The sequence below is a fragment of the Clostridioides sp. LIBA-7678 genome, from assembly GCF_056716065.1.
Map to the genome: position 1 here is coordinate 3,107,041 of NZ_CP196987.1, position 26,934 is coordinate 3,133,974.

Annotated in this window: 25 protein-coding genes; 10 read left to right on the forward strand and 15 right to left on the reverse strand. The window is 28.9% G+C overall.

Annotated elements, in window-relative coordinates; genetic code table 11:
• Positions 1-56 precede the first annotated feature (56 nt).
• The 3 genes from ACTG46_RS14655 to ACTG46_RS14665 all read right to left on the reverse strand — a co-directional run bounded on the left by ACTG46_RS14655 (position 57) and on the right by ACTG46_RS14665 (position 4,196).
• Positions 57-2,099: a cation:proton antiporter gene (locus tag ACTG46_RS14655; protein WP_479923062.1), complete on the reverse strand. Its 2,043-nt coding sequence runs from the start codon at positions 2,097-2,099 to the stop codon at positions 57-59.
• Positions 2,100-2,246: 147 nt separating this feature from the next.
• Positions 2,247-3,218: an ABC transporter ATP-binding protein gene (locus ACTG46_RS14660; protein ID WP_167639633.1), complete on the reverse strand. Its 972-nt coding sequence runs from the start codon at positions 3,216-3,218 to the stop codon at positions 2,247-2,249.
• A complete protein-coding gene (locus ACTG46_RS14665) occupies positions 3,219-4,196 on the reverse strand; it encodes an ABC transporter ATP-binding protein (protein WP_479923063.1) in 978 nt (325 codons plus the stop codon).
• A gap of 218 nt (positions 4,197-4,414) precedes the next feature.
• Here ACTG46_RS14665 and ACTG46_RS14670 point away from each other — a divergent pair, with 218 nt between their 5' ends.
• The 3 genes from ACTG46_RS14670 to ACTG46_RS14680 all read left to right on the forward strand — a co-directional run bounded on the left by ACTG46_RS14670 (position 4,415) and on the right by ACTG46_RS14680 (position 7,892).
• Positions 4,415-5,983 carry an ABC transporter substrate-binding protein gene (locus tag ACTG46_RS14670; RefSeq protein WP_074178518.1) on the forward strand — a complete coding sequence of 523 codons (1,569 nt, stop codon included), beginning with the start codon at positions 4,415-4,417 and terminating at the stop codon, positions 5,981-5,983.
• 134 nt (positions 5,984-6,117) lie between these two features.
• Entirely contained in the window at positions 6,118-7,077 is a 960-nt protein-coding gene (locus ACTG46_RS14675) for an ABC transporter permease (RefSeq protein WP_054277289.1), read from the forward strand.
• A gap of 2 nt (positions 7,078-7,079) precedes the next feature.
• Positions 7,080-7,892 (forward strand): ABC transporter permease, encoded by an 813-nt coding sequence (locus ACTG46_RS14680; protein ID WP_054277290.1) that lies wholly within the window; start codon positions 7,080-7,082, stop codon positions 7,890-7,892.
• 222 nt (positions 7,893-8,114) lie between these two features.
• Here ACTG46_RS14680 and ACTG46_RS14685 read toward each other — a convergent pair whose 3' ends face one another.
• The gene (locus ACTG46_RS14685; RefSeq protein ID WP_054277291.1) at positions 8,115-9,017 is read right to left on the reverse strand and encodes a LysR family transcriptional regulator; all 903 of its coding nucleotides are present in this window, start codon (positions 9,015-9,017) and stop codon (positions 8,115-8,117) included.
• A 335-nt stretch (positions 9,018-9,352) separates the two neighbouring features.
• On the opposite strand from ACTG46_RS14685, the gene ACTG46_RS14690 reads away from it, so the two are divergent.
• The 6 genes from ACTG46_RS14690 to ACTG46_RS14715 all read left to right on the forward strand — a co-directional run bounded on the left by ACTG46_RS14690 (position 9,353) and on the right by ACTG46_RS14715 (position 14,414).
• Positions 9,353-9,553, forward strand: coding sequence for a hypothetical protein (locus ACTG46_RS14690; protein WP_479924073.1), 201 nt, complete (start codon positions 9,353-9,355; stop codon positions 9,551-9,553).
• Positions 9,554-9,561: 8 nt separating this feature from the next.
• Positions 9,562-10,218 carry a CoA transferase subunit A gene (locus ACTG46_RS14695; protein ID WP_054271243.1) on the forward strand — a complete coding sequence of 219 codons (657 nt, stop codon included), beginning with the start codon at positions 9,562-9,564 and terminating at the stop codon, positions 10,216-10,218.
• Entirely contained in the window at positions 10,218-10,883 is a 666-nt protein-coding gene (locus ACTG46_RS14700; RefSeq protein ID WP_054271244.1) for a 3-oxoacid CoA-transferase subunit B, read from the forward strand. The genes ACTG46_RS14695 and ACTG46_RS14700 overlap by 1 nt, the downstream gene beginning before the upstream one ends.
• An 88-nt stretch (positions 10,884-10,971) precedes the next feature.
• On the forward strand, positions 10,972-11,748 hold the full coding sequence (locus ACTG46_RS14705; RefSeq protein ID WP_074178521.1) for a 3-hydroxybutyrate dehydrogenase: 777 nt from the start codon (positions 10,972-10,974) through the stop codon (positions 11,746-11,748).
• Between the two features lie 63 nt (positions 11,749-11,811).
• Positions 11,812-13,146, forward strand: coding sequence for a GntP family permease (locus ACTG46_RS14710; protein ID WP_054271246.1), 1,335 nt, complete (start codon positions 11,812-11,814; stop codon positions 13,144-13,146).
• Positions 13,147-13,553: 407 nt separating this feature from the next.
• Positions 13,554-14,414 carry a CAP domain-containing protein gene (locus tag ACTG46_RS14715; RefSeq protein WP_407964122.1) on the forward strand — a complete coding sequence of 287 codons (861 nt, stop codon included), beginning with the start codon at positions 13,554-13,556 and terminating at the stop codon, positions 14,412-14,414.
• Positions 14,415-14,657: 243 nt separating this feature from the next.
• On the opposite strand, the gene ACTG46_RS14720 is transcribed toward ACTG46_RS14715, so the two are convergent.
• The 6 genes from ACTG46_RS14720 to ACTG46_RS14745 form a co-directional block, all read right to left on the reverse strand.
• Entirely contained in the window at positions 14,658-14,756 is a 99-nt protein-coding gene (locus ACTG46_RS14720) for a hypothetical protein (RefSeq protein ID WP_479924074.1), read from the reverse strand.
• Between the two features lie 300 nt (positions 14,757-15,056).
• Positions 15,057-18,596 (reverse strand): pyruvate:ferredoxin (flavodoxin) oxidoreductase, encoded by a 3,540-nt coding sequence (gene nifJ / locus ACTG46_RS14725; RefSeq protein WP_479923064.1) that lies wholly within the window; start codon positions 18,594-18,596, stop codon positions 15,057-15,059.
• A gap of 517 nt (positions 18,597-19,113) precedes the next feature.
• Positions 19,114-19,683, reverse strand: coding sequence for a phosphate propanoyltransferase (gene pduL / locus ACTG46_RS14730; RefSeq protein ID WP_021385571.1), 570 nt, complete (start codon positions 19,681-19,683; stop codon positions 19,114-19,116).
• A 72-nt stretch (positions 19,684-19,755) separates the two neighbouring features.
• Positions 19,756-20,364 (reverse strand): flavodoxin family protein, encoded by a 609-nt coding sequence (locus ACTG46_RS14735; protein WP_176702460.1) that lies wholly within the window; start codon positions 20,362-20,364, stop codon positions 19,756-19,758.
• A 7-nt stretch (positions 20,365-20,371) separates the two neighbouring features.
• Positions 20,372-22,135, reverse strand: a complete 1,764-nt coding sequence (locus ACTG46_RS14740; RefSeq protein WP_479923065.1) for a GAF domain-containing SpoIIE family protein phosphatase — start codon at positions 22,133-22,135, stop codon at positions 20,372-20,374.
• Positions 22,136-22,177: 42 nt separating this feature from the next.
• Positions 22,178-22,639, reverse strand: a complete 462-nt coding sequence (locus tag ACTG46_RS14745) for a hypothetical protein (RefSeq protein ID WP_054271252.1) — start codon at positions 22,637-22,639, stop codon at positions 22,178-22,180.
• A 191-nt stretch (positions 22,640-22,830) separates the two neighbouring features.
• Here ACTG46_RS14745 and ACTG46_RS14750 point away from each other — a divergent pair, with 191 nt between their 5' ends.
• Positions 22,831-23,292 (forward strand): hypothetical protein, encoded by a 462-nt coding sequence (locus tag ACTG46_RS14750; RefSeq protein WP_054271253.1) that lies wholly within the window; start codon positions 22,831-22,833, stop codon positions 23,290-23,292.
• A 92-nt stretch (positions 23,293-23,384) separates the two neighbouring features.
• Here ACTG46_RS14750 and ACTG46_RS14755 read toward each other — a convergent pair whose 3' ends face one another.
• The 5 genes from ACTG46_RS14755 to hpt all read right to left on the reverse strand — a co-directional run bounded on the left by ACTG46_RS14755 (position 23,385) and on the right by hpt (position 26,885).
• The gene (locus ACTG46_RS14755; protein WP_003416012.1) at positions 23,385-23,555 is read right to left on the reverse strand and encodes a hypothetical protein; all 171 of its coding nucleotides are present in this window, start codon (positions 23,553-23,555) and stop codon (positions 23,385-23,387) included.
• A 189-nt stretch (positions 23,556-23,744) separates the two neighbouring features.
• Complete coding sequence (locus tag ACTG46_RS14760; protein ID WP_003416009.1) at positions 23,745-23,966, reverse strand: alpha/beta-type small acid-soluble spore protein; 222 nt, start codon at positions 23,964-23,966, stop codon at positions 23,745-23,747.
• Between the two features lie 83 nt (positions 23,967-24,049).
• Positions 24,050-25,276: a BaiN/RdsA family NAD(P)/FAD-dependent oxidoreductase gene (locus tag ACTG46_RS14765; protein ID WP_074178528.1), complete on the reverse strand. Its 1,227-nt coding sequence runs from the start codon at positions 25,274-25,276 to the stop codon at positions 24,050-24,052.
• A gap of 59 nt (positions 25,277-25,335) precedes the next feature.
• On the reverse strand, positions 25,336-26,268 hold the full coding sequence (locus ACTG46_RS14770; protein WP_479923066.1) for a phosphatase PAP2 family protein: 933 nt from the start codon (positions 26,266-26,268) through the stop codon (positions 25,336-25,338).
• Between the two features lie 89 nt (positions 26,269-26,357).
• Positions 26,358-26,885 (reverse strand): hypoxanthine phosphoribosyltransferase, encoded by a 528-nt coding sequence (gene hpt, locus ACTG46_RS14775; protein ID WP_044213776.1) that lies wholly within the window; start codon positions 26,883-26,885, stop codon positions 26,358-26,360.
• Between the last annotated feature and the right edge of the window lie 49 nt (positions 26,886-26,934).

A 26,934-nucleotide genomic window follows, 5' to 3' on the forward strand; every position in this document is an offset into this window, starting at 1 on the left:
CCTATTTTTTAACATTAATTTTAATATCAAAGAACACACACTATATCGCATTGTTTTTATGATTCTATCATCATCATCTCATCATAAAGAATATTCTCCAATAACTCCTTAGCGACTTCTCTTGATATTTGTTTAGTTTCAACTAATTGTTGAACACTATCTCTTTCACTTTGGATTGCCATTAGCCTGTAGTATTCTACTTTTGCTTCAAACTTATCATCATTTTGAATCTTTCTAGTCAGCCAATTCAAGTAACGATTATAAAATCTGATTACTATTATGGACTCATGTCTGTTGTTTTCATCAGTATTTCCATTTATAAAAGATATAGCAGTTTTAGTAGAAAGTGCATATGCATGGTGAAATTCTTTAATTATTTCTTTATTTTCGGATATTATTTTTGTAATTTTTTCTTTTACTTCTAGTTTTACTTTTCTATCTATAATCCACATACTTATTTTTAGCCTTGCAATCTTAAATATAGACTTCTGAATAGATTTTCTTGATTTTGTAATATAAAACCTATACAATTTAAAAGCTCTATCAGAAATTTTTCCAACTTCTAATAGTTTTTGAACAGCCAACAAACCTTGATGGTCTGCTTGTGCAATCATCATACTTATAAGTTTGTTATCTGGAGTATTTAATATTCCCTTTTCAGAGTCTACCAACTGTTCATTTAAATCATGTATAACTGGTTGTACTTCTTGTGCCTTTTCATTACTAAGTTTTAAAATAGCTTCTTTCAAAATTAATTGATATGCCTCTTTATCAGATAGTAAATGTTCTGATTCTTGTATATTATTTTTTAATAATCTTGGCAATAAAATTGTAGCCAATATTAAACTTATAAGAATAACTTCTGATGATATAAATAAAACAGTATCTCTCATCGGAAATATATCTTTATTAGCTAAATAAAATGGTATGGATAATGCAGTTGCTAGTGTAAAGGTACCATGAACACCACAAGTAGCAACTATTAATGAGTATTTACATCTAGAAATACTGTCTTTTACAACTTCTTCATTCTTAAAACCTAAAAATCCTATAAAGAAATTATTTAATGGATTCTTTTTAGTTTTTATAAAAGAATCATGCCATAAATATACACATATAAATCTTATTACAAATAAAATAAGTACAATTAAAACAGCAATAAAAGTCAATTTCAATGCCATATTTTCATTTTTAGTGCTAAGACCTATATATATGCTTGGTAATAAAAAACCAAGCAATGTAAATACAAATCCATTCAATACATACTCTAAAACATACCATGTATTGTCTGATATTATTCTTAGTTTAGTAGTTGTATTTTGTAAATGCTCTTTTTCAATTCCATGGGCTATTCCTGCCATTACAACAGCTAGAATTCCAGATACTCCTACTTCTTCTGCCACAAAATACACAAAAAGTGGAGTCATTATTTGTATAACTATTACCATTGGAATTTCTTCCAGATTCCACTTATGTAAACTAAGTCTTATTTTTATAATTATATATCCTAAAAGGCATCCTAATATTATTCCTCCAAAAGCAGTAATTATAAATTGAATCCCTGCTTCTTTTATTGAAAATGCTCCTGTAACTGTTGCAAGCACTGCAACTTTAAATGCTACTACTCCAGCAGCATCATTTAATAGAGATTCACCTTCAAGTATACTCATCATATTTTTAGGGAAATCTAATCCTTGTGTGATTGATTTTACTGCCACTAAATCAGTTGGAGATATTACTGCTGCTAGAGCAAATGAAACTGACAGAGGCATCTCAGGAATAAGAAAATGTATAAAGATTCCACCTGCAAATACTGTTGTCAAAACTAGACCAAATGCAAGAAGTAAAATAGGCTTTCTAAGTTCTAACAGCTCTTTTCTCGATACATTTTGACCTTCACTAAATAATAATGGAGCTATTATACATATTACAAATATTTCTGGGTTAAATGAAAATGAAAATTTAAATGGCAAAATAGACAATATAACTCCTAATACAATTTGATATATTGCAAGAGGAATACTGTTCCACTTTTTACTAAGTACAGTTGAAATTGTTGTGCAAACCAATAACCCTAACAATGTTACTAAAATTGACATGTCTACCCCTCTTTTCAATAATTACATTATAGATTAAACTTATATATCAACTAACTTAATATTAATAGCATATAATTTTAGCATCAAAAAATTTTCAATTTATCCTATTTTTCTTATTATATATCTCAGATTTAATTTTGAAAATATCTATACTAGATGACATGCGACAAAATGATTCTTTGATATTTCTTTTAAAACTGGAACTTCTATTTTACATACTTCTTTACAATAAGGGCATCTTGTATGAAACTTACATCCACTTGGTGGGTTTGTTGGAGATGGTATATCCCCTTTTAATATAATTCTATTTTTCTTAATTGTAGGGTCTTGTATTGGTACTGCACTCATAAGTGCTTTTGTGTATGGATGTTGAGAATGCAAGTAAAGTTCTTCTTTCGTTGCAATCTCTATTATAGAACCTAGATACATGACACATACTCTATGTGCAATATGATTCACTACACTTAAATCATGAGATATAAACAAATATGAAAGTTTATATTTATCTTGTAAATCCATAAGTAAATTTATAATTTGAGATTGAATAGAAACATCTAATGCAGAAACAGGTTCATCACAAACTATAAATTCTGGATTTAATGCTAATGCCCTTGCTATACCGATTCTCTGTCTTTGACCTCCAGAAAACTCGCCTGGTTTCCTGTTTAAATGATACTTAGAAAGACCACAATTTTCTACAACATTTAATATATTATCTTTTATTTCATTTTTTGGTACTAAATTATGTTCTATAACTGCCTCAGATATTATTTGCTCTACATTTAATCTTGGGTTTAATGAGCTATATGGGTCTTGAAATATCATTTGCATTTTTGGTCTTAATCTTCTAAGTTCTTCCTTCTCTAACTTATATATATCTATACCATTAAATTCAACTTTTCCTTCAGTTTTTTCAATTAATCTAAGAATTGTTCTTCCAGCAGTTGATTTTCCACATCCTGATTCTCCAACTATAGCCAAAGTTTCTCCCTTTTTCAAATCAAAAGAGACTCCATCAACTGCCTTTACATATTTGACTTCCTTATTAAACAATCCAGATTTAACTTCAAAGTACTTTTTAAGCCCTTCTACTTTTAATAAACTTTCTTCTTTTTTCATTTATATCTCCTCCTGTTTATATAACCAACATGCAATACTATGACCACTATTCAATTCTATTAAAGGAGGTATCTGAGTCCTACACTTATCACATACTTTTTCACATCTATCACTAAAGTAACATGAATCTGGTATTCCAATTGGATTTGGTACTTGTCCTGGAATTGAATACAATCTTTTTTCTTTATTTTCTCCAAGAATAGGCTTTGACTTTAAAAGTCCAATAGTGTAAGGGTGTTTTGGATTTTTAAATAATTCAACAACATCTGCTACTTCTACAACTTTGCCCGCATACATTACTATTACTTTATCACACATTTCTGCAACTACCCCCAAATCATGGGTAATCATCATTATAGATGTGTTTAATTTTTCTTTTATATTTTTCATTATATCTAGAACTTGAGCTTGAATAGTAACATCTAAAGCTGTTGTTGGTTCATCAGCTATAAGTAATTTTGGATTACAGGATAAAGCCATAGCTATCATTATTCTTTGTCTCATACCACCAGATAACTCGTGTGGATATGAATTATATATTTCTTCAGCTCTTGGTATTTCTACTAGCTTTATCATATCTATTACCTTTTTTTTAGCCTCTTCTTTTGATAAATCTTGATGCAACATAATTCCTTCAATAATTTGATTTCCCACAGTAAATGCTGGATTTAAAGATGTCATTGGCTCTTGAAAAATCATCGATATCTCATTGCCTCTTATTCCCATAAGTTCATTTTCATTCATCTTTAAAATGTCTTTACCTTGAAATATTATTTCTCCACCTTCTATTTTTGATGTTGGAAGTAGCTTCATCAAAGACATAGCTGTTACAGATTTACCACATCCTGATTCTCCAACTATTCCAATAGTTTCACCTTCATTTATATTAAAACTTACTCCATTTACACTCTTTACAATGCCTTTATCTGTATGAAAATAGACCTTTAAGTCTCTAACCTCAATTAGTGTTTTATTCATTATTTTCTCCTCTCAGTGAAATTGCTTAAAATAACATACACTTTTTGATTGTATTTTATAAAATTTTAAATTACAACATTTTATTACATTTTATTCTTTTTTTCTATCAATTAAAACAGTATGATAGTTAATTTCTATATGTGTTGATTTAATAATGATTCTTATTATAAAATGAAAAATATGCGTCAAATATTATTTTATGGAGGTTTTATAAGAATATGAAATTTAAAAAATTGGCATCATTAATCTTAGTTTCGGCATTAATGTTTACATTCACAGCTTGTAGTTCTAATGATAAAGACAAGTCTAGTGGAGGAGGAGAAAGTAAATCTGGTGGAACTGTTGTAATCCCTATGGCAAGTGACCCTGACATAATCAATGGAGCTTTTGCAAATGTTAAAGAAGATTCTCTTGCGTCAAATATAGTTTATGCTCCTCTTTATACTTATGAAAAAGGAAATTTAGTAAATTATCTAGCAGAAAAAGTAGATTTTAAAGATAGTAAAGAATTAACTATAAAATTAAAATCTGATTTAAAATGGCATGATGGGAAACCAATAACTGCTGAAGATGTCTTATTCACATTTAATACAGTTTTAGATGAAAAACAAAATTCACCATCAAGACAATACTTATTGATAGGCGAAAAACCAGTTAAAGTAGAGAAAGTTGATGATTTAACTGTTAAGATTACCTTACCAACTGCAAGTGAATCTTTCTTGTATGGTATATCTAAAATAGCTCCAATACCTAAACACATCTTTGAAGGAGAATCAAATATAGCTAAGTCAGAAAAAAACAATAATCCAGTTGGTTCTGGGGCATTCAAGTTTAAAGAATGGAAAAAAGGTGAAAGCATAGTATTTGAAAAAAATGCAGATTATTTCGGTGGAGAACCTAAAGCAGACTCTATAGCATTAAAAATAATACCTAATGAAGCATCTCAAGAAGCAGCTTTAAATAATGGTGAAATTTCACTTATGAAGACATCTGCTGAAGGATATGAAAAAGCAAAATCAAATTCAAACTTACAGACTTACACTTACAGTGAAGAAAGATTAAATTATATTGTATTTAACCAAAATATAGCAAATATGGCTAATAAAGAAGTAAGACAAGCATTATCATATGCTTTGAATAGAAATGAAATGATAGAATCAGCATATGGAAAAGAGGGTTCTGTACCTGCTAAATCTATATTAGTTCCAGAAGCAGACTTCTACACTGAAGAAGGTGTTGAAGAATATAAGCAAGATACAAATAAAGCTAAAGACCTATTAGCTAAGAGTGGTGTTAAAATTGATAAATTAAAAATAGGTTATAACACAGGCAGATTTGGACATAAAAACTATGCTTTAGTAGCTCAACAAGAGTTGAAAAAAATTGGTATAGAAGCTGAAATAGTTCCTTATGAAAGTAAAGCTTTCTTCAATATATTATTTAGCAATGGTACTGAATGTGATATGTATGTAAATGGATATGCTTGGGGATTAGAGCCAAATCCATATAGAGGTATGTTTGAAACTGGTCAATATTGTAACCAAACTAAATATTCTAATACTGAAATAGATGCTTTATGGGAAAAAGGATTTACTGAATTAGACAAAGAAAAACGTAAAGAAATATACAAACAAATACAACAGGATATATCTAAAGATGCACCTATTTATACTATAGATTATGAACAGAATTTAATGGCAGCTCAAAAAAGTTTAAAAGGAATAGAAGATGCTAAACCATCTCCTGCAATATTATTTGAAGACTGGTCTAAACTATATGTAGAATAATTTATGTAAAATTTTATATTATTAATTAAAAAGGGAGATGTCTAAAAATAATATGGCAACTTTGAACTTAGTGTCCATTGCATTGTTTTATTATTCTAAAACGAGACATCTCCTTTAATTAGGAGAATTCATTTATGTTGAAATTAATATTAAATAGAGTAAAAGTTTTAATACCTATGTTAATCTTAATATCTATATTATCATTTGGGCTTTTAGAATTAGCTCCTGGTGACCCAGCAGATGCTTATATAAATCCTTTAATGTCTGCACAAGATATTGAAAATATAAGAGTTAACATGGGACTTGATAAACCAGTATACATAAGATACTTAAGTTGGTTAAAAAACACTTTAAGTGGAAATCTAGGTATTTCTTATATAAACCATATGCCTGTTACAGAACAAATTATGGAAAAGATGGGAAATACATTTATTCTTATGGGAACTTCTTTAATATTTTCAATATTAGTAGCTATACCTCTCGGAATATTTTTAGCTGTAAATAAAAATTCAATAACTAGTAAAATATCATCTATTTTTAATTATATAGGTGTTTCTATTCCTTCATTTTGGATAGGCATGATACTCATCTCAATTTTTTCAGTTAAGTTTAATATTTTTCCATCAGGAGGTATGCATACTATTGGAAATGATAGTTTTGGAGATTTAGTAAAACATTTAATTCTACCTGTAATAACTTTAGGTTTATATAATACAGCTATTTTCACAAATTATGTAGAAGCTAGTGTAAGTGAACAATTAAAAAAACAGTATGTTGTTACAGCAAGAGCAAAAGGATTATCAGAAAAAATCATACTCTTCAAACATGTCTTGAAAAATTCACTGACATCATTAGTTACAATTCTTGGTATGAGTATACAAAAATTAGTTACTGGTGCATTTGTTACAGAAGTAGTTTTCTCTTGGCCAGGTATGGGTAGATTAATGATTGATTCAATTTTTTCAAGAGATTATACCATAATTATGGCAATAACTATGTTATCAGCACTCTTTTTAATTTTAGGAAATTTAGTAGCTGATATATTATATCTATTAATTGACCCTAAAATTAAATCTAGTAAAGGAGGCTTCTGATTATGTTTACAAATATTCTAAAAGAATTAAAAAAAGACAAATCCTTTGCTTTTGCATGCATTACTCTTAGTATAATAATCATATTAATCATAGCTTCTTTTATATTAAATATAGACTCTAATGCAATTGACACTACTTCCAAACTTCAAGAACCTAGTTTAAAGCATATTTTTGGTACAGATGAACTTGGGAGGGATTATTTCTCTAGAGCTCTTTATGGTGGAAGAATTTCACTTAGTGTTGGTATTTTATCCATGGTTATTTCTATAGTATTTGGTACTGCTGTAGGTGTTATTAGTGGATATATTGGAGGTAAGTTGGACCAATTCTTAATGAGAATAGTAGATATGCTTATGAGTATCCCTAGCTTCTTAGTTTTGATTGTGTTAAATACTTATTTGACACCTAAAGTTTCCACTATTATACTAATTATTGGATTTTTAAGTTGGATGGAAGTCTCAAGAATCGTCCGTGGAGAAACATTAAAAATAAAGGAAAATGAATACTGTATAGCTGCTAAAGCTACAGGTATTAAAACTAGAAATATCCTATTAAGACACATAGTTTTAAACTTAAAAGAAACTATTGTAGTTGCAGGCTCATTAAATATTGCTAATGCTATCTTAACTGAATCCGCTCTTAGTTTTTTAGGTCTTGGAATACAATTACCTCTTGCATCATGGGGTAATATGCTTCAAGATGCTCAAAGACATATTTTTGATAAGTTATATTTAGCTGTATTTCCAGGTCTACTTATATTTTTAACAGTTATGAGCTTGACTATAATAAGTAAAAAGTTTTCTAGTAATACTTAATAACTTTTATATAGAAAAATAAAAACAATGACTATCTACAGATACTCACTGTTTTTATTTTTTATTTTTAGAAAATATATTTTGTATATTATAATTTTCAATACTAATTTATTCTGATATGTAAAACCTATTATTGTCTATTAAATATATAAATAAAAAACTAATAGTTTATTGTAATTTTTTAAAATTTGTTTGCTTTTTATTGTTATTTTAATAACACTCTCACGAATTTTTTTTACTAAAAAAATCTATAATAAATTTAAATACATGTTCATCTACATGACTATAACGTTCTTTCTTAGGTCTGCATAATACAACTTTCCATGTAATAGGATGATTAAATGGTCTTTCTATAATTTTACTATTCTCAAAGAAATTGTGGACTGGTGATGGTAGAATGGTTATAAAATCAGAGTTTGTAGTTGATAACAATAGAAAATCCCATGAACCAGACATTATATATCTTTTTAACTTAACATTTTCATCAGTAAATTTTTGCATTAGCTTATGATGTATCATAAAAGCAGGATTAAATATTGCAAGTAACTGCTCATTCAAATCGTTCCAGTCTATCTTATTTTTTTTAGCAAGTGGATGATTTACATTTAAAAAAGCTGTAAGCTCATCTTCTTGAAGTACATGTTCAGTCACTACACTTTTATCGATTTTATGTGGATGTAATAATACCGCATAATCTAATTCTTGTAATATAAGCATTCTGCTTAAATCATATGCTCCCTTCTCTACTATATCAAATTCTATATCTGGATTGTTTGCAACTAACTGTGCAACTACATCTGAAAAGGCTATTCCAAGTATAAGTGGCGGTATTCCTATTCTAACTTTACCTTTAAATTGAACTGAATCTTCCCTTAAATCTTCCATCATGTTTTTGTATTCATTTATAATATGTTCTGCATTTACATAAAATCTCTCTCCTGCTGGTGTTAAGCCATTTAACCTGCCTTTGTACCTCTCAAATAAGTATACATCTTCACTCTCTTCAAAATTTTTTATGATTTGACTTAACGCTGGTTGAGATATGTGAAGTGTCTTAGATGCTATTGATAGATTAAAACCAGATTTTACTATCTCAACAAAATATTTTAACTGTTTTATATCCATTTTAAACCCCCTTTCTTAAAAATATAGTTTAGATTATATTTTTTCTTATAGTAATATTCTATAGGAAAATCAACATAATTTCATTAATATTTTAACAAAATATTTTTCTAAACATGGCAGAAATTTCTGTCCTATAAATTTTTCTTATACACTATATAAAAAATTAGACTTAGACAAAATGCTTTTTTCGCCGTAATCTATAATTAGAGACAGGAAAACATAAAGCATTAGGGATAAAAATAATTGAAATACTTAAAAGCAAGCTTGTATTAAAAGTACTTTATTATAATTTTTTTATTCAGAAAATTTTTAATTATCATTCAAGAAAGATAGCTATTCGACATGAACTTCAAATAGATTCATCAAAATTAAATGTTAATAGTGGTGCAATAGCATTAGGACATCCAATAGAGTCAAATGTCGCTAGAATACTCGTTACGCTACTTTATGAAATACAAAAACGTAAAACTGAGACTAGTCTTGCAACACTTTGTATCAGTGGTGGCCAAGGAATATCAATGGTAGTTTTACGATAGGAGGAAATATGAATAAAATAGTTAACATCAATGAAGCTCTATCTCATGTAAAAGATGGAGATACAATAATGGTAGGTGGATTCATGGCTAATGGTTCACCAGAAAATTTGATTGATTATTTGTGTAATAAAAATATAAAAGATTTAACACTAATTTGTAATGATACTGGCTTTATTGACAAAGGTGTTGGAAAAATGGTTGTGAATAAGCAATTCAAAAAGATAATTGCTTCTCATATAGGATTAAATAAAGAAACTGGTAGACAAATGAATAATAATGAAACAGATGTCGAATTGGTTCCTCAAGGAACTCTTGCTGAACAAATACGTGCAGCTGGTTATGGTTTGGGAGGTATATTAACACCTACTGGGATTGGTACTCTTGTTGAAGAAGGAAAACAAAAAATTGTCATAGATGATAAAGAATACCTTCTTGAAAAACCAATCCATGCAGATATTGCTCTTCTCTTTGCATCAAAGGCTGATAAAGCAGGTAATCTAGTTTATAAAGGTTCTATGAACAATTTTAATAATTTAATGGCTTCGGCTGCCAAGATTACAATAGTTGAAGTAGATGAAATCGTTGAAATTGGTGATATTAACCCAAATGAAGTTACTACACCAGGTATTTTTGTGAATTACATCATTGAAGGAGGTAATTTATAATGGATAAATTAGAAATGCAAGAATATATTGCAAATAGAGTTTCTAAAGAATTAAAAGATGGAACTGTTGTAAACCTTGGTATAGGCCTACCAACTAAAGTAGCAAATTATATTCCAGATGATGTAAACGTTATCTTGCAATCTGAGAATGGTTTTCTAGGTTTAGGAGTAGCTGAAGATGGAAATCTAAGTGATGAAACCATTGTAAATGCTGGAGGCCAACCAGTTACGATACTTCCTGGAGGGTGTTTCTTTGATAGCGCTACCTCTTTTGGAATAATCAGAGGTGGTCATGTAGATATAACAGTTCTTGGTGCACTTCAAGTTGATAAATGTGGCAACATAGCAAACTATATGATTCCAGGCAAGATGGTTCCAGGTATGGGTGGAGCTATGGATTTAGTAACTGGTGCTAAGAAAGTCATTGTAGCAATGGAACATACTTCAAAAGGTTCTGCAAAAATATTAAATAATTGTACTCTTCCACTTACTGCAACTAATGCTGTAGATTTGATAGTTACCGAAATGGGCGTTATGGAAGTGACACCAGATGGAATTTTACTTAAAGAAATAAACCCTGCTTTCACTTTGGATGATGTTATTTCTGCTACTGAAGCACCTTTAATATTATCAGACTCATTAAATGGAAGCATATCAGCTGTTTAAAGTGATTAAAAATACAAATGTATTAGATGTAAATTTATATTATTCAAAATATTAATATAAAAATAAAATAAAATTGGAGGAAATGAAAATGGTTAAAGACAAAGTTGTATTCGTAACAGGAGCTGCAAGTGGAATAGGTAAACAAATTGCTGAATCATTCTTAAAAAATGGTGCTAAAGTAATGTTCTCTGACATAAATCAAGAAGCTTTAGACAAAGTTACAACAGAGCTAAAAAAAGAAGGCTATGATTGCATGAATGTAAAGTGTGATGTAACTAAAGAAGAAGAAATTAACCATGCTATAGACAAAACTGTTGAAAAGTACGGTAAATTAGATATATTAATAAACAATGCTGGACTTCAACATGTTTCTATGATAGAAGATTTCCCAACTGATAAATTTGAATTTATGATAAAAATAATGCTAACAGCACCTTTTATAGCTACTAAAAAAGTATTCCCTATAATGAAAAAACAAGGATTTGGTCGTATAATAAATATGGCTTCAATCAATGGTGTAATAGGATTTGCTGGTAAGGCTGCTTATAACTCAGCAAAACATGGACTTATAGGATTAACAAAGGTTGCTGCCCTTGAAGCTGCTGATTCTGGTATAACAGTTAATGCTTTATGCCCTGGATATGTGGATACTCCACTTGTTAGAGGTCAGTTTAATGACCTTTCAAAAACTCGTAACATCCCATTAGAAAATGTATTAGAAGAAGTTTTATATCCACTTGTGCCACAAAAACGTCTATTAGATGTTCAAGAAATTGCAGATTATGCTATGTTCTTAGCAAGTGATAAAGCTAAAGGAATTACAGGACAAGCGTGCATACTAGATGGAGGATATACTGCACAGTAGTTATTTTATATTTAGGGCTTGAAGAAACTGTTCTTCAAGTCCCTCTAATAAGGAGGAATGTTTATGAGTATTATAGCACCAATTGGTATAATTATTGGTATAATAGCTATTATATATTTTTCAGTTAAAGAAATTCATATAACTATAGCTGCTCCAATAGCAACCTTAATAGTTGTTCTCTTAAATAAAATGGATGTTGTAACATCAATGCTAGGTGCTGGCAAAAATAATTACATGGGAGCACTTGGCAATTATATAATGAGCTATTTTGCAATATTTTTATTAGGCTCAATACTTGCTAAATTTATGGAGGAAAGTGGAGCCACTGTATCTATAGCAGATTTTATCTTAAACAAGTTTGGCTCTAAACATCCTTATAGAGTTTTAGTTGCGATATTTATAGTAAGCTTTATATTGACATATGGTGGTATAAGTCTGTTTGTAGTTATGTTTGCAGTCATTCCACTTGCAAGAACTCTATTTAAAAAACTTGATATTTCTTGGAATCTTATTCAAATTCCTCTTTGGCTTGGAATTGCTACAATTACAATGACTATGATTCCTGGGACACCAGCCATTCAAAATGTTATTCCTATTCAATATCTAAATACTTCTCTTACTGCAGCTATTATACCAAGTATTGCAGGCAGTATAGGTTGTGCTGTGTTTGGTCTTATCTACATGAAATACGCTCTGAATAAAAGTATTAAAAAGGGTGAAACGTATGCAACTTATACTTCAGAATCAGAAGAAGAATCTCTAGATAGAGAATTACCAGGATTTTTTGCAAGCATCTTTCCTCTATTAGCACTTGTAATTATAGCAATAGTAGGAAGTACTTTTGGCTCAGAATTTCTGAAAAAAAATGTAATTTACATAGCTTTAATAGTTGCAATCCTTTTATCTGCATTTTTATTCCGTAAATTTTTATCATCCAAAATACAGACATTGAGTATAGGAGCTAGTGGTTCTATTGGACCTATATTTGCAACATCTTCTGCTGTTGCATTTGGAGCAGTAATAATGACTGCACCAGGTTTTAATGTATTCAGCAAACTTATTATGTCAATACCAGGTAGCCCACTTATAAGTCTTACTGTATTAACTTCAACAATGTCAGCAATAACAGGTTCATCTTCTGGTGCATTAGGAATAGTAATGCCAAACTTCGCAAATTATTATTTAAGCACTGGTCTGAATCCAGAATTAATTCATCGTGTTGCTACAATAGCTTCAAATATACTTACTATAGTTCCACAAAGTGGTGTTTTTCTTACATTCTTAAGTTTATCTAAGTTAACACATAAAACCGGATTTAAAGAAACTTTCATTGTAGTTGCAGTTGGTTCATTAATAGCAGAAATTATCGTAATTACGTTAGGATTACTGATGTATTAAACTAAAGTATATTATAATTTACCATATAAAAAGTCATCTATTGGAACAGATGACTTTCTTATTTTTCAAAGATTTCAATAATGAAAATTTACTATTTGCATTAAAATGTATATTAAATAAATTTCAATAGCTATATAATTTTTTTTTCGTAACCATAAATTTACATCATAAAATCATTATAAAAATATATTTTTCTCAAAGCTAGTGATTTCATACTATGTAGCTTTATGAGACAAATTATTAAACTTTCTTAAATATGCCTGTTTATTCCATGTATACTCTTTTTACATATCTTTACAGTGAAAAAATGCTTATTCTTATGTTAGTATAAATGCACGGGTACCCCCTACACTAAAGGTTACAAATTAGTAACATTTTTAGAATTTTTAGATTGAGAGGTGTTTATAATGAAAAAAAATATACCAACAAAATTAAAAACTATGTTAGCATTGGGAGTGTTAACCTTAGCTACAGCATCTAGTGCTGTTACTGCAAGTGCTTCATCGCTTGAAAACAATGTAAATCTAAGTAACAAAAGTTTAGTATACAGTAATACTAAATACAAATTTTCAGCAAAACCAAATTGTTCTGTAAAACCAGAGCTTAAACCTGATAAAGATAATTCTTGTAAAGATAAGAACCATAATGACAAGAATTGCAATAACACTAATAAACCTGAGGACAATAATAACTCAGGCTCTACTAATAAACCTGAAGATGATAATAACTCAGGCTCTACTGATAAACCTGAAGACAATAATAACTCAGAATCTAACAAACCTGAAGATAATAATTCAGGCTCTACTAATAAACCTGAGGATAACAACAACTCAGAATCTAATAAGCCTGAAGATAATAATAATTCAGGTTCTACAAATGGAAATTTTTCAGCTTACCAAAAAGAAGTCGTTGATTTAGTAAATATAGAAAGATCTAAAGCTGGATTAAATCCTCTTACTCTTGATTCTTCTGTATCAAATGTTGCTACTAAGAAGTCTCAAGATATGATTGATAACAATTATTTTTCACACAATTCTCCAACTTATGGTTCTCCATTCGATATGTTGAAAAAGTTTGGGATAAGCTATAAAACAGCTGGTGAAAATATAGCTATGGGTCAAAAAACTCCAAAAGAAGTTGTAAATGCGTGGATGAATTCTGAAGGTCACAGAAAAAATATATTAAATCCAAATTTTAGTAAAATAGGTGTTGGAGTAGCTCAAAAAAGTGGTGGTTCACTTTATTGGACACAAATCTTTGTAGGATAAAATGCTCTTTTCCCATATATCAAAAGAGTATCTCTAAATGATTAAATAAAATCACAAATGAGATACTCTTTTGTATCTATATTCAAAACTATTAAATACAAATAAATACAGTATAAACATCATTTACTAATATGTACTTCAAAAATCATTCGTAAAAAAATCAAAACTCCCTTTAGGTGCCATTAAAATTCTTTCTAAAATTAAACTTAATGCTTTTAATTTACGATTTCTTTCTTCTTTATCTCAAGTAAAAATACCTGGGTCAAGTAAAAACGTGAAAATAGATAAAACTATTTCTGAAACTTCTAAAGTATATTCACACTTGAATATACCTTCTTCAATTCCTTCTTATCCACATACTCATTCCCTTCATATTGTATTATAACATAGGCTCAAAAAGTGACCACTGGTCGAAAACATGATACAATAAAGAAAATCTGACCATCGGTCGAAAAATATTGGAGATATGAGAATTGAAAAGGAGGTGTATCAAATTAACTTTTTAGTTCATGAGGCACTCTTTTTTGTATGAAATCAAATATATTTTTATCATTTCAACAATAAAAAAGAGGCTTATCTCTATTTCAAGACAGCCTCTTTTTATCAAATCTATATTTTACATAAGCTTATAACATTTTAATATTATTCAGCTAATTTTTTATATCCTTCATATCTTTCTTTAGCATCAGCTTCAGCTTTAGTAAATAATCCTTCAGCTTGCTCTGGGAATTGCTTAGCTATAGCAGAGTATCTTACTTGTGCAAGTATGAAATCTCTGAAGCTTGCAGTTGGTTCTTTAGAGTCTAAAGTGAATGGGTTTTTACCTTCAGCTTTTACTTCTGGATTGAATCTGTATAAATGCCAGTATCCGCAAGCAACAGCTTGTGCTTCATTAGCTACAGTTCTTCCCATACCTTCTTTTAATCCGTGGTTTATACATGGAGCATAAGCTATTATTAAAGATGGTCCATCATGTTTTTCAGCTTCTAGAACAGCTTTGATAAATTGGTTTTTATCAGCACCCATAGCAACCTGAGCTACATATACGTTTCCGTAAGTCATAGCCATCATTCCTAAATCTTTCTTTCTAGATTGCTTACCTGCTGCAGCAAACTTAGCCATAGCAGCAGCTGGAGTAGCTTTAGAAGCTTGACCTCCTGTATTTGAATATACTTCTGTATCAAATACAAGTACATTTACATTTTCACCAGATGCAAGAACATGGTCTAATCCACCGTAACCGATGTCATATGCCCAACCATCTCCACCTAGTATCCATTGAGATCTCTTAACTAGATAATCTTTTCTATCTTCTATAGCTTTTACTAATTCTTTAGCTTTTGCATCTGTACAATCACAAGATGGTTTTGCTAATAATTCAACAACTTTAGCACTTGCTACTTTAGAAGCTTCTCCATCATTTCTAGAATCTAACCATTCTGTAAATACTGCTTTAGCATCTTCACAGATATCCATAGAAACTAATTCTGTCATAGCATCTACTATTTTTGCTCTTATTTGTTTAACAGCTGTGTACATACCAAATCCGTATTCAGCATTGTCTTCAAATAAAGAGTTTGCCCAAGATGGACCTTTACCTTCATGGTTACAAGTATAAGGAGTTGATGGTGCAGAAGCTCCCCATATAGAAGAACATCCAGTAGCATTAGCTATCATCATTCTATCTCCATATAATTGTGTAACTAACTTGATGTATGCAGTTTCTCCACATCCAGCACATGCTCCTGAGAATTCCATTAATGGTTGTCTAAATTGACTTCCTTTAACAGTATTTGCAGGCATAACATCTACTTTTGGAGCAACTTTTTCAGGATTTACTGCAAATGCCCAATTATCTAACTCTGTATCAAGTTGAGTATCTATTGGCTTCATAACTAAAGCTTTTTCTTTAGCTGGACATATGTCAGCACAGTTTCCACATCCTGTACAGTCAAGTGGACTAACTTGAATTCTATATTTTAATCCTTCTAATCCTTTACCTAATGCTTTTTTAGTTTCAAATCCTTTTGGAGCATTAGCTAATTCTTCTTCAGTAACTAATACTGGTCTTATACATGCATGAGGACATATAAAAGAACATTGGTTACATTGGATACAGTTATCTGTTATCCATTCAGGAACATCAACAGCTATACCACGTTTTTCGTAAGCTGAAGTACCACAAGGGAATGTTCCATCTTCTATACCATTGAATGTACTTACTGGTAAGTTATTTCCTTCTTGTGCAGTCATTGGTCTTAATATATTTCTTATAAATTCTGGCTCTTTTACTTCTTCTTTATCTGCATCAACAGCATTTGTCCAAGCAGCTGGAACTTCAACTTTAACTAAAGCATTTATTCCTGCATCAACAGCAGCATAGTTCATGTTAACTATTTTTTCACCTTTTTTACCATAAGCTTTAACTATAGAATCTTTTAAGTATTTAACAGCATCTTCTTCTGGTATTATTTCAGCTAATTTAAAGAATGCAGATTGCATTATCATGTTTATTCTATTTCCAAGACCTATTTCTTGTCCTAGTTTAACAGCATTAACTGTATAGAATTTTATATCATTTTTAGCTATATATTGTTTCATATGAGCTGGTAAGTTTTCTTCAATTCCAGCTTGGTCCCATATAGTGTTAAGTACAAATGTACCACCTTTTTTAAGACCTTTTAATAAATCATATTGATAAACATATGATTGTTTATGACAGGCAATATAGTCAGCTTCATCTATTAAATAAGTTGCTCTTATTGGAGTATCACCAAATCTTAAGTGAGACATAGTTATACCACCAGATTTTTTAGAGTCGTAATCAAAGTAAGCTTGAGCATATTTTTCAGTGTGGTCACCGATTATTTTTATAGCTTGTTTATTAGCTCCAACAGTACCATCAGAACCTAATCCCCAGAACTTACATCTTATAGTTCCTTTAGAAGCTATTTTAATTGGCTCAGCAGGAGCTAAAGAAGTATTAGTTACATCATCAACTATACCTACTGTAAATCCATTCTTAGGTTGTTCTGAAACTAAGTTATCAAAAACAGTTTTTATATCTGAAGGAGTAGTGTCTTTTGAACCTAATCCATATCTTCCACCTATTATCATAGGAGCATTTTCTTTTCCATAGAATACATCACGTACATCTAAGTATAATGGTTCACCAGTTGCACCTGGCTCTTTAGTTCTATCAAGTACACATATTCTTTCAACAGTAGATGGCATAGCATCTAAGAAATGTTTCATTGAGAATGGTCTATATAAATGAACTTTAACTAAACCGTATTTTTCTCCTTTAGCATTTAAGTAATCTATAGTTTCTTCTATTGTCTCTGTTACAGAACCCATAGCTATTAATACATACTTAGCATCTTCTGCTCCATAATAATCAAATAAACTATGTTTTCTACCTGTTAAATTACTCATTTTTTCCATGTATTTTTCAACTATACCTACTATATTTTGATAGTATTTGTTAGAAGCTTCTCTAGTTTGGAAATATATATCTGGATTTTGAGCAGTACCGCGAGTAACTGGATGATTTGGAGATAATGCATTATCTCTAAATGCTTGAACTGCTTCAAAATTTAATAAACTTGCGTAATCTTCGTTTTCTAATAATTCAACTTTTTGGATTTCATGTGAAGTTCTGAATCCATCAAAGAAATGTATAAATGGTAATCTACCTTCTATTGCAGCTAAATGTGCAACTGGTGCTATATCAGCTACTTCTTGAACTGAACCAGAAGCTAATAATACACATCCAGTTTGTCTAGCAGCCATAACGTCTTGATGATCCCCAAATATTGATAAAGCTTGAGATGCTAAAGCACGAGCACTTACATGGAATACTCCTGGTAATAACTCACCTGCAACTTTATACATGTTTGGTATCATTAATAATAAACCTTGAGATGCTGTAAAAGTAGAAGTTAAAGCTCCTCCTTGTAAAGAACCATGGAATGCTCCTGCTGCTCCTGCTTCTGACTGCATTTCAACAACATTAACTTCTTGTCCAAATACATTTTTTCTTCCTTGTGATGCCCACTCATCAACTACTTCAGCCATAGTTGAAGATGGTGTGATTGGATATATAGCTGCTACATCTGTAAACGCATAGGCAACGTGAGCTGCAGCTGTATTTCCATCAAGTGTTTTCATAAACTTAGCCATAATATGTATCCTCCTTGATAGCTACAATTGTACTTGTTTATAACAAGTCTATTTTTTATATTTACATATAATTTACACAACAAAAATATAAACACACATATAGTCGCGCAAATACTCTATCTTCTAATATAATACTACAGATTAGATAAAATTCCTTTGAAAATTGTAAATTAATTACATATTTAAGTAGATTTTTTTTTAAATTAAATATGTTAAGTTTTTTTCATAATTTTGTATACAATATATAATAAATTAAGTTAGATTTTTCAAACTTTTTCATCTATTTGTATATATTAGTACAAAGTCAAAATATTTATCTTTATTATATGTAAATTTTTATATATATAATTTTACCATATTACATCATATTTTTGTAAGTTTTTATTATATTTTTCATAATACCCCTTTATTTTATAAATTAATCTAATAGATTAAACTTATCAGATAGAAATTTATTACATTTAAAAAAATATGCTAGCAAATAGAACATCCACTAGCATAAACTTCATTTATAATATTAGTCAACTATTAATTCTACTAACTCTCCATTTTTAACACCAGCTGCATTTCCTTCTTCCATATCAACATGCATTTCTAGATTGAAGCTATCACTAGCTCTTACTAATACATTTTCAAATACTAATGCTCTTGGTCCAGAAGTTTTAACTTTTACTATTTGCTTATCAGCTACACCAAATTTAGCAGCGTCTTCATTGCTCATATGTATATGTCTAGAAGCAACTATAACTCCTTCTTTCATTTCTACTTCTCCAGCAGGTCCTACTAATTTAACACCTGGAGTTCCAGCTATATCACCAGATTCTTTTATTGGTGCTTTTACTCCTAATGGGAAACCATCTGCTAAAGATATTTCAACTTGAGTATGAGCTCTAGCTGGTCCTAATACTCTAACTCCTTTTAAAGTTCCTTTTGGGCCTACTAAATCTACTTTTTCTTCACAGGCATATTGTCCTGGTTGAGATAATGGTTTAAATTTAGTTAATTCATGACCTGCCCCAAATAATACGTCTATATCAGCTTGACTTAAATGAACATGTTTATTAGATAATGCTATTGGTAATTTCATTGAAATTCCCTCCTTTTAATTATTTTAAATTATTGCAATACAATTATACATAATATTACCTACAAAATCAAATTATATTAAATCAATATATATCTTTAAATTTTTATATATTATATCTTTAAATTCTTGATTATCCATATAGGGTATATTGTCTGTATTATTTAAATATATATTGTGTAAAAGTTTAGTATTTATACTCTTAAAGAAAAAATCCATGACAATCTGTCCACCTTTAAATTGTGAATCATAGGATTTACTACCTCCTATTGCAATATACATACCAACACGCTTCTTATTCCTATCAATTGAAGGCTTCTTTAACACATATTTACTTGCATATATAGCTTGAGTTCTATCAACAACAGTTTTTAATTTAGCTGAGATTGAATCAAAATGCACAGGGCTTATGACTATAGTTCCTTTTGACTCATCAAACATTTTATATAATGGTTTCATGTCATCATTAAACTTACAAAAACCTGTTTTCTCACAAAATCCACATGCTGTACAATATTCAATATCCATATCATATATATTAAATATTTTGCTACTCAATCCACTCTCTTCTAACTTAACCTTCACTTCATTTGCTATAAAACTGCAATTTTTATTATTTCTTGGGCTTCCATTTATTATAATAATCTCTGGACTTTTAAGTTCTTTTTTATCATTTAAATCCATAATCAATCTACCTATCCTTTAACATAACTATTAAAATATCATCATCATAATTATCTTTTGATGAGAAATTCTTTAAATCTAATTTTAAATTTTCTACTATTAACTGCTGATTTAATCTAAAGTTTTCTTTTAGAAAGTTTTCTAATCTATTTATACCATATTCTTCTTTTGACGTATTTTTTATCTCTAAAATTCCGTCAGTATACATACATACCATTGCATAATTTTCCATTGAAAGAGTATTATTTTCATAGGTAGCATCTTCCATTATTCCAATAGGTATCCCCTTTTTACAATTCAAATTATTTTCTATTGTCCCATTCTTCTTCACGAATACAGGGCTATAATGACCAGCATTAGATATTGTAATAATATTTTCTTTAGTATCTATAATACCTATCAAACACGTTGTAAATACACCCATTTTATCAAACTCATCATATAACATGCTATTTAAATGTGTCATTATTTCTTTTGGTGTATTATATTGATTACATAAGACTTTAAAAGCACCTTTTATCATCGCAACAACATAATTTGATACCATTCCATGTCCCATTACATCAGCAACAATATAGACTATATGTTCATCATCTACTTTTGTGGCATAATAAAAATCTCCTCCTACTACTCTCGCTGGTTTATGATAAAAATACAGTTCTTTATCTTCATTACAATCCATTTTTCCTTTGTCCATAATAAGTTGTTGCTGTTTATTTAATATATTCAACTCATTTTCAAGAACCTTATGTTTCACTTCTTTTTCATTATGCTCATATAATTGCATCCCAACAGAAACTTGTTTGGATAATATACTAAGAATATTTAAATCATCACTAGTATAGTTTTTGCTATTTGCACAAACTATACATCCTATAGTCTCATTCTTATCCTGAAGTTTATAATATATATAACTTTCCAAGTTTATTCCTTTTTTTGAACATGGTTTTAAGTTATTTAGATATCCTCCTAATGACTCTTTCTTCAAAAATGTGTCAAGCATAGGGTATAAATTAGTTTTCTTTTTTTGCTCAGTATTATAACAGCTAAATATTTTATCCTTATTATCATGGCCAGTTATAATTATTAAAGCTTCTTTACTATTAGTAATGTTGCAAGCTTGTTTACTTAAATTTTCTAAAAATCCATCTATACTCTTATTAAGGTATAATTTTTTAGTGGCTTCATTTATAGCACTTATCGAACCTCTTAACTTGTCAATTAAAATTTGTACATTATTATTTTTATTAGTTATTTCTATTGATAAACTCAGAAGTGATGCAACAGAAGATATAAAGTCTATATCTTGTTCTGTTAAATAATCCTCCTCTTTTAAAAAACAAGTCATAAATCCAACAACTAAATTGTTTATTATAAAAGGAAAAACTATTCTCCCAATATAACCTTCAGATTTTGCTAAATCTCGTTCACCTTCAGCTCTAGAATCTTCAAATACATTTTTTACATATATTATCTTCTTTTCATTTACAGCTTCATGTATATATTCTGGATATGTGTCAAAATCAATTTTTGCACCTTTAAGACTATTAATTGGAAAAATTTGAGGTACATATTCTAAGGTTTGTGAACATACTAAGTAGGCATGTTTAGAATCATTTTTATAGAATAGATTTACACATGCCTTTGTAGGGTGAACAACCTCTAACATCTTTTCTATTATGTCATCTTTTATATTAAAAAAATCCGTAGATTCCGTCACCATAGCGGATATCTCCACTAAATTCTTCATTTTATAACTGCCATTAGTCATACTCAATTTCTCCCCCTATATATTAAACTATTTATTAGTATTTTAACATACATTCTTCATAGTAAAAACAAAAACAACGACAAAACTAGCAACTAATATCCAGTTAAATCCTGTCAATAATCCTATAAGAAGCAATGTAATTAATGCATTTAGACCTGTTCTTCCTTTTTCATCCATAAAAGTAATTTTAGATATGTCTATATTGTTCTTTACATTATTTATATGCTCTTTTACTTGTTCTTCCATATTTCTTTTATATAAAATATAAACTACACCTACTAAAAATACACCCATGCCCAAAATCAAGTTTAAATTAAAAGCTACCATAAGTAATATTGAACCAAAAACTAACTTTAAAAGTTTAAAAAATACACTGTCTATTTTTAAAGTTATATTTCTGATTTCTTTACATTCATCTCTTAAAGAATATCCACTTGAATCTAAATTATTAATCTTTGTTTTTACAATTTCAGAATAAAAAAGCTTTATTATCCCATTTAACATTTTCATCACTCCTAAATATTTTACATATATTTGTAAGTTTTACAATTATAATATTTTTTATACTTGGTAATAATAAAAAATAACAAATATTTTATAATTTAGTATTTATTGTAAATAAGTTAGTTAAACTTTATAGACTAAGTATAGATTTCTAAAAATAAATATTTTTACAATTAAAAGGAAGTGGTTGTGTGCAAATAGAACAACTTGATTTAGAAACAAGAAATAAAATATACTGCTACACTAAAAAAATACTTAGAAAATACCAAAAAGGTATAACATCTGGTAAATTAACGGCAGATAAATTTGCAGATAATATATTATCTCAAGGTTTCATTAGTAGTATACTTGATGAAAAAATAATTAAGGAATACGACTTTAAGTTATCTTATATAGACTATATAGAAACTTTGATAAAAATACAAAATGAAAATTTATCTAACTCTAGAAAAAAATCTACTAAGACTGTAAAGTGTTTCAATATCTCTCAAATAATCCAATTAAAAAACTTACTAAATGATACAGGTTATAATTTATTGATTCCATATAAATACTTAACTCCTAAGGATATAGAAGGAATCGTTACTCTAATTAATACTGGGTCTATTGAGCTTGGAAATGAGAGAATCTATAATTATATATCAAAAGTATGATAATATAAAGCTATTATAAAAAGGCAATTTATTTAATAAGAATTATTTTAATATTAAATAAATTGCCTTTTTAATTTTTTAATTAAAGATTATTATCCAAGAGCTTTTTCTAATTTAGATAAATGTTGTATTGGATAATATTTTAATAGCTCTTTAAATTGTTCTACTGATAAACCTTCTGTTGTTGTGTATATTCTTATTTTTTCATCTAAATCACTATTAATAAATTTGTTTTTTAAATCCTCAAAATTTACACTACTCATTTTACATCACTCCTTATGTAACATATTCGTTTGTATTATTTTATCCAAATTACTAAAATTTATTACATAAAAATGCACCTGTGTAAAATTTAATAAAAAAAAGCTATCTCAATTTAGAAATTACTTTCTATATTTGAGATAGCTTTAGCTAAACTAATAGCCTAATAGTTATAAATAATTATTTATTAACTATCTGTTGCTTTTTCCAGCCATTTGTTGTTCAGCCATTTCAACTAATTTTTTAGTCATGTATCCACCTACATAACCATTTTCTCTTGCAGTAAGGTTTCCTTTATCAACTTGTTGATAATTACTCATACCAAGTTCGTTAGCTATTTCTAATTTCATTTGGTTTAAAGCCTCTTTTGCTCCTGGTACTACTGTTCTGTTGTTGTTATTGTTACTTGCCATGTTGATTACCTTCCTTCTGTTTAATTTATTTTGTGTTGCTGATAATATTATGTGATTTTAAACATTTTTAATTCAGGTAATTTTTAGCAATTAAAACCTGCCAAATATCCAGTAGAAAAAGCTATTTGTAAATTGAATCCTCCTGTATATGCATCTATATCTATTATCTCTCCAGCAAAAAATAGACCTTCTATTAGCTTTGACTCCATTGTACTCGCATTTATCTCATTTACTTTTACACCACCAGAAGTTATTATAGCTTCATCAATAGGTCTGTACCTTTTTACAGTAAACTTTAAATTCTTTAGTAAATGCACTAAGTGTTTTCTCTGTTCTCTAGAAATTTGGTGAACAACTGTATCTGGATTAATCTCACTCAAATCTATTATTATAGGTATAAGTTTTTTTGGAAGTAAATCATCCAATGCTTTTTCAAATTTTTTATTTGTATACTTTGCAAAATCTTTTTGAACTCTTTTATCCAACTTTTCTTCATCTAGTGCTGGTTTTAAATCTAAGAATATAGTGTAATTTTCTTTAGTTGTATCTTTCATTCTACAACTTGCAGACTTAATTATAGGTCCATCTAAGCCAAACTTAGTAAATTCAAGTTCTCCAAAATCACTGTAAACTTTCTTTTGTTTGCTATTAAATACTTTTATCTCAACATTTCTTAATGATAACTTTTCCAAATCTTTTATAAAGCCTTCTTGCACTTCAATACCAATTAAGGATGGTTTTGTATCTACAATGGTGTGACCTTGTGAAGCAGCAAATTTATATCCATCACCAGTAGAACCAGTAAGTGGATAACTTAATCCTCCAGTTGCTACTATAACCGAGTCACACTTAATTTCTTTTTTATTGGATAAAACTACTTTTTCAATTTTATTATTTTTAGATATTATTTTTTCCACTTTCGAATTTAATAATATATCTACTTTTTTGTTTTTGAGTTGTTTTTCAAGAGCCTTTACAACATCAAATGCTTTATCACTTTCTGGGAATACTCTTTTTCCTCTTTCTGTTTTAGTTTTTACACCAAGATTATTAAACATGCTTATTACATCATCATTTGTAAAAGTATAAAAAGCACTATATAAAAATTTTCCATTTGTAGGAACATTTTCTATTAATTCTTCTATATCACAAGCATTAGTTATATTACATCTACCTTTTCCTGTTATTGCAAGTTTTTTACCTAATTTATGATTTTTCTCAATCAATGTTACATCAAATCCTCTTTCACATGCAGTTGATGCTGCTATCATCCCTGCTGGTCCGCCACCTATTACTACTACCTTCTTCAAATAATCACTCTTTTCTTCCCTTAATTTTTTAAGTTAAACTATTAATAAAGTAGTTTAGCTTAATTTAGCTTCAAAAGTTTAAATAATGCAGGAGCTCCTGCCACACCATAAAAAACAACTACAGTATTCTTAATAAAGTTCATAAAAATTATACTCCTATTAGAATCACTTAGATTTAAAGTAACAATTAACATTGAAATAAATACTTTAATCCCCATATATAACATGCCTATTGTTACTATCCCAACCAAAAACCTACATATTCTTGAAAATATTATATTTTTACTATTTTTATTTTTACTACTAAAATTAATTTTTTTGTTATTATTGTCTGTATTAAATCTAACAAATTTATCTTCAACTATATATCCAAATATAAACCCTACTATGATACCAAATTTTTCAAAATAGTCAGGGCTATTTAAAAATATAGCTATTATAACAAATGGTATAAGTAAAACCACAAGAAAAATATAATTTTTACTATCGTCAATATAGTCAAATATTTTTACAAATATAACTGTAAAAAATATACCTAAGGTCCACCCAGCTATTACATCTATAGGCCAATGAACTGCCAAATATAGTCTAGATAAACCAACACCTAATACCATTAATGCACCTATTAAATGAATATATCTCTTTTTAAATATAGTCATAATACTAACCCAAAATGTAGTTGCAGTTTGAGTATGAGCACTTGGAAAAGAGTAACCACCAGCAGTAGAAACTCTCAGTGACTCAAGACCTTTTATTCCTATTGGTCTAGGAGCTTTTACAAATTCTTTGATTCCTAAATTCACAACAAAATTTCCAATTATAGCAAACAATATTTTCTGCCCACATTTTTTATTTATACACCAGTAAATGATTGTTGTAATTAATATTAATAGTGGTGCTTCTGTACTTATTGTGAATACAAGAAATATAAAGTTCAAAATTGGATTTCTTAAATTTTGGAAAAATAATAATATACTTAATTGAATATCCATATAGAGGTCTCCTTTACTAATATTTTATATACTTAATTAAAAAGCACTAAATCCCTTAGAGATTAGTGCTTTTAATTCACATTTAAGTCTTATTCTACATCCTCAACTATACCTATATAAGGTAAATTTCTATACTTCTCAGCATAATCTATTCCATATCCAACAATAAATTTATCTTCAATAACAAATCCCACATAGTCTACAGGTATATTAGCTTTTCTTCTTTGAGGTTTATCAAGTAAAGTACATAGCTTTAGGCATTTTGGGCTTCTAGTCTTCAAAGCTGCGACTAGGTTACTTAATGTCAATCCAGAGTCTATTATATCCTCCACAATTAATACATTTTTTCCTTCAATGTCTACATCTAAATCTTTTAATATTTTAACTGTTCCAGAAGATTCTGTTGAACTGCCATAGCTTGTAACGCTCATAAAATCTATATTTACATCTAAGTCTATACATCTTATTAAATCTGAAACAAATACACTAGCTCCTTTAAGGATACCTACTACTAGTAAATCTTCACCTTTAAAATCTTCTTCTATTTTTTTTCCTAATTCATAAACTTTTTCTTTTATTTGTTCTTCTGTCAACATTTTTCCTGTAATTTTGTACATCTTATACCCTCCCGCTTTCCATCTATTAACCTATATATTATAGCATACC

Bases quoted from the DNA above. Each gene is read 5' to 3' on its own strand.
- ACTG46_RS14655 (WP_479923062.1), bottom strand. From the start codon at position 2,099: ATGTCAATTTTAGTAACATTGTTAGGGTTATTGGTTTGCACAACAATT.
- ACTG46_RS14660 (WP_167639633.1), bottom strand. From the start codon at position 3,218: ATGAAAAAAGAAGAAAGTTTATTAAAAGTAGAAGGGCTTAAAAAGTAC.
- ACTG46_RS14665 (WP_479923063.1), bottom strand. From the start codon at position 4,196: ATGAATAAAACACTAATTGAGGTTAGAGACTTAAAGGTCTATTTTCAT.
- ACTG46_RS14670 (WP_074178518.1), top strand. From the start codon at position 4,415: ATGAAATTTAAAAAATTGGCATCATTAATCTTAGTTTCGGCATTAATG.
- ACTG46_RS14675 (WP_054277289.1), top strand. From the start codon at position 6,118: ATGTTGAAATTAATATTAAATAGAGTAAAAGTTTTAATACCTATGTTA.
- ACTG46_RS14680 (WP_054277290.1), top strand. From the start codon at position 7,080: ATGTTTACAAATATTCTAAAAGAATTAAAAAAAGACAAATCCTTTGCT.
- ACTG46_RS14685 (WP_054277291.1), bottom strand. From the start codon at position 9,017: ATGGATATAAAACAGTTAAAATATTTTGTTGAGATAGTAAAATCTGGT.
- ACTG46_RS14695 (WP_054271243.1), top strand. From the start codon at position 9,562: ATGAATAAAATAGTTAACATCAATGAAGCTCTATCTCATGTAAAAGAT.
- ACTG46_RS14700 (WP_054271244.1), top strand. From the start codon at position 10,218: ATGGATAAATTAGAAATGCAAGAATATATTGCAAATAGAGTTTCTAAA.
- ACTG46_RS14705 (WP_074178521.1), top strand. From the start codon at position 10,972: ATGGTTAAAGACAAAGTTGTATTCGTAACAGGAGCTGCAAGTGGAATA.
- ACTG46_RS14710 (WP_054271246.1), top strand. From the start codon at position 11,812: ATGAGTATTATAGCACCAATTGGTATAATTATTGGTATAATAGCTATT.
- ACTG46_RS14715 (WP_407964122.1), top strand. From the start codon at position 13,554: ATGAAAAAAAATATACCAACAAAATTAAAAACTATGTTAGCATTGGGA.
- nifJ (WP_479923064.1), bottom strand. From the start codon at position 18,596: ATGGCTAAGTTTATGAAAACACTTGATGGAAATACAGCTGCAGCTCAC.
- pduL (WP_021385571.1), bottom strand. From the start codon at position 19,683: ATGAAATTACCAATAGCATTATCTAATAAACATGTTCATTTAAGTCAA.
- ACTG46_RS14735 (WP_176702460.1), bottom strand. From the start codon at position 20,364: ATGGATTTAAATGATAAAAAAGAACTTAAAAGTCCAGAGATTATTATA.
- ACTG46_RS14740 (WP_479923065.1), bottom strand. From the start codon at position 22,135: ATGACTAATGGCAGTTATAAAATGAAGAATTTAGTGGAGATATCCGCT.
- ACTG46_RS14745 (WP_054271252.1), bottom strand. From the start codon at position 22,639: ATGTTAAATGGGATAATAAAGCTTTTTTATTCTGAAATTGTAAAAACA.
- ACTG46_RS14755 (WP_003416012.1), bottom strand. From the start codon at position 23,555: ATGAGTAGTGTAAATTTTGAGGATTTAAAAAACAAATTTATTAATAGT.
- ACTG46_RS14760 (WP_003416009.1), bottom strand. From the start codon at position 23,966: ATGGCAAGTAACAATAACAACAACAGAACAGTAGTACCAGGAGCAAAA.
- ACTG46_RS14770 (WP_479923066.1), bottom strand. From the start codon at position 26,268: ATGGATATTCAATTAAGTATATTATTATTTTTCCAAAATTTAAGAAAT.
- hpt (WP_044213776.1), bottom strand. From the start codon at position 26,885: ATGTACAAAATTACAGGAAAAATGTTGACAGAAGAACAAATAAAAGAA.